At 67.6% G+C, this 9,623-nt stretch carries 9 protein-coding genes and 3 pseudogenes; 5 read left to right on the top strand and 7 right to left on the bottom strand.

The window, feature by feature from the left end; translation table 11 throughout:
* Positions 1–1,087 (bottom strand): medium chain dehydrogenase/reductase family protein (locus tag ACFY1U_RS50840; RefSeq protein WP_390700916.1); only part of this gene is annotated, 1,087 nt, incomplete at its 3' end.
* Positions 1,088–1,213: 126 nt separating this feature from the next.
* On the opposite strand from ACFY1U_RS50840, the gene ACFY1U_RS50835 reads away from it, so the two are divergent.
* On the top strand, positions 1,214–1,864 hold the full coding sequence (locus tag ACFY1U_RS50835) for a TetR/AcrR family transcriptional regulator (protein ID WP_390700915.1): 651 nt from the start codon (positions 1,214–1,216) through the stop codon (positions 1,862–1,864).
* A 257-nt stretch (positions 1,865–2,121) separates the two neighbouring features.
* Here the strand turns inward: ACFY1U_RS50835 and ACFY1U_RS50830 are convergent, their stop codons facing one another.
* Positions 2,122–2,367: a hypothetical protein gene (locus ACFY1U_RS50830; RefSeq protein ID WP_390700914.1), complete on the bottom strand. Its 246-nt coding sequence runs from the start codon at positions 2,365–2,367 to the stop codon at positions 2,122–2,124.
* A gap of 108 nt (positions 2,368–2,475) precedes the next feature.
* Here ACFY1U_RS50830 and ACFY1U_RS50825 point away from each other — a divergent pair, with 108 nt between their 5' ends.
* A complete protein-coding gene (locus ACFY1U_RS50825; RefSeq protein ID WP_390700913.1) occupies positions 2,476–2,790 on the top strand; it encodes an ArsR/SmtB family transcription factor in 315 nt (104 codons plus the stop codon).
* The gene (locus ACFY1U_RS50820) at positions 2,787–3,197 is read left to right on the top strand and encodes an SRPBCC domain-containing protein (RefSeq protein WP_390700912.1); all 411 of its coding nucleotides are present in this window, start codon (positions 2,787–2,789) and stop codon (positions 3,195–3,197) included. Before ACFY1U_RS50825 ends, ACFY1U_RS50820 begins: the two co-directional genes overlap by 4 nt.
* 54 nt (positions 3,198–3,251) lie before the next feature.
* Here the strand turns inward: ACFY1U_RS50820 and ACFY1U_RS50815 are convergent.
* A pseudogene (locus tag ACFY1U_RS50815) lies at positions 3,252–3,590 on the bottom strand (transposase); the annotation flags it as partial.
* Between the two features lie 146 nt (positions 3,591–3,736).
* Between ACFY1U_RS50815 and ACFY1U_RS50810 the strand changes: the two are divergent.
* A protein-coding gene (locus tag ACFY1U_RS50810; protein WP_390700911.1) for an IS5 family transposase occupies positions 3,737–4,574 on the top strand; the annotation gives its coding sequence in 2 pieces (ribosomal slippage) (positions 3,737–3,927 and positions 3,926–4,574; 840 coding nt in all).
* 69 nt (positions 4,575–4,643) lie between these two features.
* Here the strand turns inward: ACFY1U_RS50810 and ACFY1U_RS50805 are convergent.
* Positions 4,644–5,708 (bottom strand): class I SAM-dependent methyltransferase, encoded by a 1,065-nt coding sequence (locus ACFY1U_RS50805; RefSeq protein WP_390700910.1) that lies wholly within the window; start codon positions 5,706–5,708, stop codon positions 4,644–4,646.
* A 546-nt stretch (positions 5,709–6,254) separates the two neighbouring features.
* Here ACFY1U_RS50805 and ACFY1U_RS50800 point away from each other — a divergent pair.
* Positions 6,255–7,455: pseudogene (locus tag ACFY1U_RS50800) on the top strand (RNA-guided endonuclease InsQ/TnpB family protein); the annotation flags it as partial.
* Positions 7,456–7,506: 51 nt separating this feature from the next.
* Here ACFY1U_RS50800 and ACFY1U_RS50795 read toward each other — a convergent pair.
* The 3 genes and pseudogenes from ACFY1U_RS50795 to ACFY1U_RS50785 form a co-directional block, all read right to left on the bottom strand.
* Positions 7,507–8,289 carry an HD domain-containing protein gene (locus ACFY1U_RS50795; RefSeq protein WP_390700917.1) on the bottom strand — a complete coding sequence of 261 codons (783 nt, stop codon included), beginning with the start codon at positions 8,287–8,289 and terminating at the stop codon, positions 7,507–7,509.
* Positions 8,290–8,339: 50 nt separating this feature from the next.
* Positions 8,340–8,669, bottom strand: a complete 330-nt coding sequence (locus ACFY1U_RS50790) for a PadR family transcriptional regulator (RefSeq protein WP_390700909.1) — start codon at positions 8,667–8,669, stop codon at positions 8,340–8,342.
* Between the two features lie 334 nt (positions 8,670–9,003).
* Positions 9,004–9,405: pseudogene (locus ACFY1U_RS50785) on the bottom strand (sigma-70 family RNA polymerase sigma factor); the annotation flags it as partial.
* Between the last annotated feature and the right edge of the window lie 218 nt (positions 9,406–9,623).

Raw genomic sequence — 9,623 nt, 5'->3', positions numbered from 1 at the left:
CCGCCTCCAGGCCATCGAGCGAGAGACCGAAGTGGCCTGACAACTGGGGACGTTCGCCCGTACGCGACCGGGGAGACAAGCCCGTACGCCGACACTCCGCGAGGCGCAGGGCCTCGGAGGCCCTCGTGAGCGGCAGTTGGGCGGCGATGCGGGGAGTGACGTCGCCGCGGCGGACGGCGGCGAAGACTTCGGTGAGGTCGGTCCGCAGCCGGGCACGGAAGCGGTCCTTGTTCAGCGTCCGGCCGGCCCAGATGTTGTAGAAGTGGGCACGGCGGCCGTTGGGCAGGGTGTTCCAGATCCAGGTGCGGGCGAGGATTTTCAGCACCGGCCATTGCTTGGAGCCGGTGTCGTCGCGTGTGGAGGCGCTGCCGTAGGCGACGAGGGTGCCGCCGGGGGCGAGCAGGTGCCAGGAGTCGATGACGCTGCGGCCGCCGACGTGGTCGAAGACGGCGTCAACTCCACGGGGGGCCAGCTCCCGGACCTGGGCCGTCACGTTTCCGGCGCGGTAGTCGACCGTGGTGACGCCCAGTTCCCGCAGCGCTTGGTGGTGCCGGGCGGAGGCCGTGCCGATCACCTTCACGCCGGCTGCGCGGGCGAGTTGGACCAGGACGGAGCCGACGCCGCCGCTGGCACCGTGCACCAGGACGGTCTGCCCGGCGCGCACTCGGGCTGTGCGGTGCAGCATCTGCCAGGCGGTGATGCCGTTGACGACGACGGTCTCGGCCTGAGCAGCGGTCAGGCCGTCCGGGACCTCGACCGCGTCCTTGGCGTCGACGAGCACGTGGCTGGCCCAGCCGCCGACCTTGACCAGCGCGGCGACCCGCCGTCCGGCCAAGCCCGGGTCGACTCCCTGGCCGGTCGACAGCACCCGGCCCACCAGGTCATAGCCGGGCACGAACGGGAACGGCGGCTGGTCGTAGTAGCGCCCGCGGCGCATCTGCTGTTCGGCGAATGAGACGCCGGTCGCCTCCATGGCGATCACTATGCGTCCCGGGCCGGGGTCCGGCACGGCTGCGTGGCGGATCCGCAGGTCCTCCGGGGCCACGATGCCTGGCAGAACGACCTGGACGAGGCGTTCGCTGCTCACGGACACCCCTCCTTTCGAGAGAAGTTGTTGTGTTCGTTAGAAGTTCTAACGCCCTTCTTCGTGAGAGTCAAGAGCGTTCGTGATAGGTTCTAACCAACGACTTGGCGAGAGTACGGGAGGCAGGTTGTGAGCGAGCCGGATGCGAGGACTCCCAGGGAGCGGTACCGCGCCCAGGTACGGGACGAAATCAAGAAGCACGCCTGGGAGCAGATCGCCACCGCCGGGGCTTCCGCTCTCTCCCTCAACGCCATCGCCAAGCAGATCGGCATGAGCGGACCGGCCCTCTACCGGTACTTCGCCAACCGCGACGAGCTGATCACCGAGCTCATCAGGGACGCCTACCGCAGCCTGGCCGACACCTTCCGCGCCCGCGCCGAGGCCGGCGCCGATCTCAGCGACCTGGCGCACGCCCTGCGCAGGTGGGCCCTGGACGACCCGCAGCGATACTTCCTCGTCTACGGCACCCCCGTGCCCGGCTACCAAGCCCCCGAAGACACCACCCGGATCGCCTCGGAGATCATGGCCGTCCTCCTCGACGCCTGCACCGCCCCACAGCCCCCCGCCGCGCCGCCGTCACCGCTGGAGACGCACCTGGACGAACACCGGGACTGGGCCGCACCGCACCCGGCCGCGCCGTCGGCGCTGCATCGCGCCCTCTCCTTCTGGACCCGCCTCCACGGCGTCCTTTCCCTCGAACTCGCCGGCCACTTCGCCGGCATGGGCTTCGATCCGGCCCGGCTCTACACCGCCGAGGCAGAGGCCATCACGGGCCACTGACAGCAACAACGGCGCAGCAGCGTCATGCGACGCGACGGTTACCCGAAAACTGAGACGCCGCCAGGGACGCAGCCAGATACATGCCGTGAAAGCCGAAAGTGCCGCGCAGTGAGGGGCGGCACCATCAGTGGCGCTGCCGAAGCCAGTGAACATTTCAACTCGCGTAGTGAACACTTCGACTCGCGTGCGGAACCTCACTGCCTTCCCAAGCGGCGACCACGTGCTGCCCGTTCTCGTGAACAGAACCAGGATTGCGATCAGGCCGTGCTCGCCGATGCAGGGAGGGGGCCCTTGAGCCTGTCCAGGAGCTGCCCGAAGGTGATCTTTTCGTCGGCGTCGCTGCAGTCGAGGGCTTCGAGCAGGGCATCCCAGTGTTCTGGGCGGGTGCCGGACTGGTTGAGTAGGTGGAGCAGGGCGAGGCCGGGTTCGGTGAGGATGTCGTCGGCGGGCAGCATGTCCAACGCCGCCTCTCCCCAGAGCGGCCCCTGGAAGGGCTGCTGCACGCCTGGCCATCCCCGGCGCGCACATCCCAACGGCCTGCAGGACCGCCAACGCCTCTGATGCGTCGGGAATTCTTGACGCGTCGGACTTTCCCGACGCATGATGGCGTCATGCCTACCGACGTGTTCGGTGTGCTGGCCAACCCAGTGCGCCGCAGACTGCTCGAAAGCCTGCGAGAAGGTCCGCGCTCCACAGGGGAGCTGGCCGGGATGTTCGAGCTTGGCAGGCCCGCAGTCTCCGAGCACCTGGCGGTGCTCCGTACCGCTGGACTGGTGCGCGAGGAGCCACGGGGTCGGTACCGCTTCTACCACCTCGAACCGGCACGATTGGCCGAGGTGAGCGAGTGGCTGCATCCGTTCGAGCACTACTGGAAGCAGCGTCTGGACGCGCTGTCCGATCTTCTGGACAAGGAAAACGAGACATGAGCGAGAACAACACGATCACCTGCGAGAAGTTCCTGCCTCACCCGCCAGCGGCGGTCTGGAAGGCCCTGACCGATCCCGATCTCCACGCCCGTTGGTGGGCCGCCGGTGACATCAAGCCCGTCGCTGGGCACCGCTTCACCCTTGACATGGGGAACTTCGGCAGCCAGCCCTGCGAGGTGACCGAGGTGGACGACCAGCGGCTGCTGGCCTACCGATTCGCCGAAGGCTCGCTCGACACCACCATCACCTGGACGCTGCACCCGGAGGGCCAGGGCACCCGCCTCGTCCTCACTCACGCGGACTTTGACCTCGACTCCCCGATGGGCCGGCAGGCGTACGACGGCATGGGCAAGGGCTGGCCCCACGTCCTGAACCGTCTCGAATCCGTCCTGGGCGAGGCCGCCTAGGTCTGTGTGATGTCGTGATCAATGGGTGTTCCGGGTGAGGTCTTTGACTTCGTCGAGGTGCACCCCTGCGGCGTCGTGATGAGCCCGGGCGGTGGCGGAGTCCACGCTGACCAGAGATAAGTCCACCTCACCCCGTTTGGCGACCTCCGCAATCATGCCTTCGAGCAGGGCCTCGAAGACCCCCGCGTCACGCCATCGCTGAAAGCTGTTGTGGACGGTGGACCAGGCGCCGAACTTCTTCGGCATCCCCCGCCACTGGCCGCCGGTCTTGAACCGCCAGATCACACCCTCGAACTGCTGTCGCAGCCCCTCGGGGTAGGAACCGTACTCGCCGATCGGCAGGTACGGCCCGACGAACTCCCATTCCTCGTCAGCCAGTTGCAATCGCGTCACGCAAGAAGATCTACCGGCCCCAGCCCCGCCGCAAGGACGCTTCCCACAGATTGATCACGACCCGATACACGCCCTAACGACTCGTAATGAAATGAGCTCGTGGATGGGTCGGGGGCCCCTGCGTCAGCTCCCGTTGACGCGTCCGGATGGGGGGTGAGTCAGTCGAGACGAAGAGTGCGAGCAAGCCGTGGGAGGTCGACGACGGACTGTGGACACGGATCGAGCCGCTCGTGCCGGTGGTCCAGCGCCGATACCGTCACCCTGGCCGACGGCGCTTGGATGATCGGCAGGTGCTCTGCGGAATTCTGTTTGTCCTCCACACCGGTATCCCGTGGCTTTCTGCCCCAGGAACTGGGCTTCGGCTCGGGGATGACGTGCTGGAGGCGGCTTCGAAATTGGAACGAGGCCGGAGTCTGGCAACGGCTGCACGAGCTGCTGCTCACCGAGTTGCGGACGGCCGACATGCTCGACCTCTCTAGGGCTGCCGTCGACTCCAGCCATATCCGGGCGATGAAGGGTGGGCCGGCCACCGGCCCGTCCCCGGTGGATCGAGGCAAGACCGGTAGCAAGCACCACGTCATCGTCGAGGCCCACGGAATCCCGCTGGCCACGATCACGACCGGCGGCAACCGTAACGACGTGACTCAACTGATTCCGCTGATCGAGGCCGTGCCGCCGATCCGCGGCAAGCGCGGCCAACCGCTACGGCGGCCCAGGCATCTGTATGCCGACCGCGGCTACGATCACGACCTTTACCGCGACGGGGTGCGCAGGTTTGAGATCACCCCGCATATCGCCCGGCGCGGCATCGAACACGGCTCCGGCCTGGGCGTCTACCGCTGGGTCGTGGAGGGCACGATCGCGATGCTGCACTGGTTTCGCCGCTTGCGGATCCGCTGGGAGATCCGCGACGACATCCGCCAGGCCTTCGTCACCCTCGGCTGTGCCGTCATCTGTTGGCGACGGCTGAGATTGTCGCTGTGACTCGTGTCGCCGTGGCCCACAGGTCTTCGCGTTCGTCATGGTGTTCTGCTGGACCGCTGCGGATGTGGGTCACGGCGAGCCTTGGACGCGTTGAGCGGTGTAGGTGACCGTTAGGCGCGGGTCTGCGACCTGGCCGCCGAGCTCGTCGACGAGCGAACCGAGGCGAGTGAGGAACTCTTCGCGGTCGGGCGCGGAGAGTTCCGCGATGTTCGGGAACGTGGACCATTGATCCCGTGCGGTCTGCGCGGTCAGGATCTGCTCCCATTCGATGATCTCGACGGAGACGTTGTCGAAGTAGCCGCCCGCGGTCAACTGGCTGCGCCACCGGTCGGTGTCGAGGACGTGCGAGCGGCTGTCCCGGTAGCCGGTCCCGCCGGGCAGCAGGTCTTGGTAGACCTCGTCGAGGCGGTCGCGGAAGAGCGTCGGCCGCTTGACGTCGCCGAAGTCGTTCCACCACGCTGCCAGCCAGCCGCCCGGACGCACCAACCGGGCGATCTTCGCGGTCGACGTGGCCGGGTCGAGCCAATGCAGCGCTGTCGCCGCCGCCGCGAGGTCGAACCCGCCTGGCAGGTCTACCGCCTCGAAGTCACTGACGAGGATCTCCAGCCGGTCACACGCGTGATCGGCGACGAGGATCGCGGCCAGGCTTTCGCCGGGCTCGACCGCGACCACGTGCGCGCCGGCCGCCAGCAGGGGCTCGGTGGCCAGGCCCGTACCGGCACCGATCTCGAGCACCCGCGCACCGGGCCGCAGCCCGCAGCGCTCTGCCAACAGGTCGAAGACCGCGTCCGGGTACCGTGGTCTGCCTCGTTTATAGGTCAGCGCATCAGCGTTGAACGACATCCGGCGAGCCGCGTGCGTCGTGTCAGCCACCATCGATCGCTCGGCGGCGACAGCATCCTGAGCAGCTCCGGTGTCGAGGTCAGATTCTTGATCGTCCACTTCGACAGTCTGCCAGCTACGCCTTACGGGGCCACAGGATTTTCGCCCTGGGTACCATGCGCAGCTGGGAGCCACCGGTGGTCGCGAAACCTCGTGATGCTGCACAGCAATGCCGGGCTTATTTCGTTTCGAGTCGTAAGGCGAATTCCAAGGGTTGTAGTTCCCCCGCTCCTCGCGAAACTCGGAGTCCATCGCACCCCTTGAGCTGGGGTGTTGCGATGACCACTAGAACGGAAGTAAACCGAGGCCCCACTGAGGCATCCTCCGAGTCCCCACGAGCCGACTCCGGCCTCTCATCTCAACGAACCGAGCCGACCTGTCACATCCCGCTCAGTCCACGCAGGTCACCGCCGTGCGCACGCCCAACCTCATTGAAGGACATCGCGCCAGTCCGGGATGGACCTGCGGGACAGGCGTCGACTGATGAAGCCGGTCATCGCGACGTGGATCACGGCTTCGGATCGGCCGGTGACCCCGATGACGCCAAGTTGCCGGAGCGCTGGCGACCGGAAGGCAGCATGAGGCGACCGGCGTCTTCCGGGAACGGGGCCGCTGTCCTCAGAGTGCTCCAGGGATACCCCCGGCTTCAGCTGGGGAAGGATCGAGACTCCTGCGGAGCGGGGCAGGGAAAGGGGCTTCGCCCCCTGGGCGAAGAACCGTCCAGCATGGGACGGGGTGAGGCAGCCGACAACGATCAAGAGCTCTCAACTGTCTGTCCTCCCAGGTAGGTTCGGGTGCATGACGACAGAAGCGACCACGGAGGCGGCCGGGCATTGCCGGTACGCCTACCGTCTGCGCCTGTCGTCCACGGCCCGCAGTGCGCTTGAGGCCGAGTGGGACCGCTTGCGCTGGATTTGGAATGAGTGCGTCGCCGAGTCCAAGCAGGTGCACCAGCACAACCGGGCGACCGGCGAGAAAACCACGTGCGGGCCAGTGCAGCTCGCGGCGATGCTCACCAAGGCCCGCGCCCGCACGCCCTGGCTGGCCGAAGGCGCCTGTGTGCCTCAGCAGCAGCTGATACGCGACTTCGGCAAGTCCCGCGCCAAAGCCCTCAAGGACGTCAAGGCAGGGTTGCCGATGCGGCAGCGGGCCGGGATGCCGAAGTACAAGAAGAAGCGCGAAGCGCTTCCCACCCTCGAATTGCACCAAGCGCGGTTTCCGCCTCAAAGACGGCCGCCCGCATCTCGCCGGCGGGCGGGATCGTGGTGCGGCCGGTGTGGTCGCGGGAGTTGCCCAAGCCGTTCGGCTCGGTACGCGTGTACCGGGACAGTGTCAGGCACTGGTGGGCGTCATTCGTGACGGCCGCCGTGACCGAGGAACTGACCGCGACCGGCCGCGTGATCGGAATCGACTGGGGCGTCAAGGAGATCGCGACCACCACATCGGACGACCACGACCTTCCCCACCCGCAGCACGGCCGCGCAGAAACTCGCCCGCTATCAGCGGATGATGGCCCGACGACGGCCGCCGAAGGGGCAGGCCGGATCGAAGGGCTACCGCGTGGCGCAGCGGCAGACCGCCAAGGTCCACAAGAAGGTCGCGAACCAGCGGCAGGACACCGGCCGCAAGTGGGCCAAGTCCGTTGTCCGCGACCATGACGCGCTCGCCGTGGAGGACTTCCGCCCCAAGTTCCTGGCGAAGTCGACCATGGCCCGCAAGGCTGCCGATGCCGCGATCAGCGCCACCAAAGCCGCCCTGGTCGAGATGGGCGGCAAGCACGGCCGCGCCGTGCACCTGGTAGACCCCGCGCACACCACCATGGACTGCGCGCCGTGCAGAGCGAGAACCAAGCACGCACTACCTCTTTCGATGCGAAGGTATGCCTGCACCGCGTGCGGCGCCGTGTCCCCAAGGGACAAGAACAGCGCCCGCGTGATGCTGGTCCGGGCTGGTCTTCAACCCGGCTAGCGCTGATCGTGTAAGACCTGCACCCCCGCCGGGGGTCAGGCAACGTGAGCTAGGAATCCCCCTCGTTTGCGAGGGGGAGAAGTCAACGTCGGCGTTCCCCACGCAGAGGGTGGCGCAGCGTCAGGGACAACCTGGGGGTGCTGAGCAGGACGCGGAGGGTGAAACGGCCGCGGGTGCGGCGTGTGGGGAGGGTGGCCAACTCGGCGTGCCATTCCTCGCGCCATCGGGCGCGGTGTGGGGCGGGAAGCAGCAGGGTCAGCGTGGCCAGCACGCGTGGCGTGAGCGCGGATCCGGTGGATGCCGGCCGGAGGACTGCTGCGGAGAGGGCGTGCAGTTCGCGGCTCACGCCGGTCAGACCTGCCTTGCGGGCCAGCGGGGCGAGGACGTTGAGGGTTTCTTGGGCCTTGCGGTGTTGCACGGCGGGAGCCAGGAAGGCGATGGTGCGCATGTTGTGCAGCCGGTCGGCGAGGCAGATGGCCAGCACGGCCTGCTCACGGGTCGGTTGGGAAGCCGGCCTCGAGCCTTCAAAGGCAAGGCCGTTGAGCGGGGCAGTTCCAAGCTTGGCGCTGCGGACGGCTGAGATCAGCTCGGCGATCTCCTGTCCGAAGTGCCCGGCCACGCGGCCTGGCGGGCAGAGGGTGTCTTCGACGTCGTGCAGCAGTGCCGCGCAGATCACGGCTGGCGGCATGCCGATGTCGGCGACGATGGCGGCGACGGCGAGGCAGTGGGTGAGGTAGGGGTCGCCGCTGCGGCGGGTCTGGCCGGCATGCCACACGGCGGCCTCATCGTGGGCGTGCTGGATGACGGAGGTGTCGGCGTCCGGGTGGTGCGCACGGGCTGCGGCCAGGATGCCGTCCAGGGACACGGCGGAGGAACGACGCGTCCTCAGCCGCGGCGCTAACCGGCGCCGGGCATTCATGACACTCCCCCGTCGGCGATCGGGCGGGCGGCCCATCCTGGCAGGGGCTGTTTGCGGGCGCGGTAGGTGCGGGCGAGGGCCTCCCGCGCCTGCTCGGCACCGTCTTCCGTGATCCGGTAGAAGCGGCGGCGCGGACGGCCGACTTCCTCGTGTACGGCCGGGTCCTCCCAGGTGCTGTCCACCCAGCCGACTTGTTCCAGGCGGGCGAGGATCGGATAGATCGTGCCCGACGGCAGTCCCGCCAGCTCGCACAGCTCGAGGCCGTAGCGCTCTTTGGCGGGATCCTCCAGCAACGCCCGCAGTACCAGCTGCGTCTGCAGAGTCATACGCAACGCACCCATACTCGTACTCTATATAGCCCATATACGGACTGTCTTGAGTTCGGCATGGACTGTGAGATGGCTTCTCCTGCCTCAAAGCACATCCAAGGTAGGCAGCCCATTCGGTATCAGGTAGGGCGGCCCTCACCAGGGCGCATGGTGGAGGGTCCCCGCGCCCTGCCGTCCTGTTGGAGCAGGGCACCACGTCGGTAGGTCACTCTCCCCCGCAGCTGCGGCCCACGCGACGATCTTGCCTGGAATACAGCCACGCGGCTGATGACCTCGAACAGTCGCGCCCTCTCGGACGGCCGGCACGGAACGGTCTGCGTAAGGCAGTTCGCTCCTCCGCAAGAAGCCTCTCCCGCAGCTGGGCCAGCGTCCGCGCCAGAAGCCGGGAGACGTGCATCTGGGAGACGCCGGCCTCCTGCGCGATCTGCGAGTGGGTCATGTTGCCGAAGAACCGCAGCAGCAGGATCCGCCTCTCCCGGGGGCGGGAGGTCCTCCACGAGCGGCTTGAGGGACTCGCGGTACACGACGCCTCGACTGCCGGCCCCTCAACTCCCAGGGTGTCGGCGACCGCCGGGGACTGGTCGTCCGCGTCAGGCACGTCCAGCTACAACGTGGAGTACGCGTTCACGGACTCCAGGCCCTCCAGGACCTCGTCCGAGATCGCCAGCTTCTGGGCCAGCTCGTGGACCGTGGGCGGTCGCCCGTGCGCCTGCGAGAGCTCCGAGGCGGCCGTGATCCCGCCGAGGACCGCCGGGGTCGCATACGTCAGGAACCCAACGCCGCGCTCCGGGTCGAAGCGATCGACCGAGTCAGCCAGCCAGGGCCAGGCAGTCGACCAGGTGCATCTCACGACCAGCGCCTAGCTTGATCTTTAACGTGTGCTGTCGAACGGTGCGTCGTACTTGATCACTCGGTTCGGTAACTGCCGTACGCGGAAACGGCCTTCGCCTG

Source organism: Streptomyces sp. NPDC001351, from assembly GCF_042896045.1.
Lineage (GTDB): Bacteria > Actinomycetota > Actinomycetes > Streptomycetales > Streptomycetaceae > Streptomyces.
Note: the sequence above shows the minus strand (reverse complement) of the source record. Positions and strands in the feature narration are given on the sequence as shown.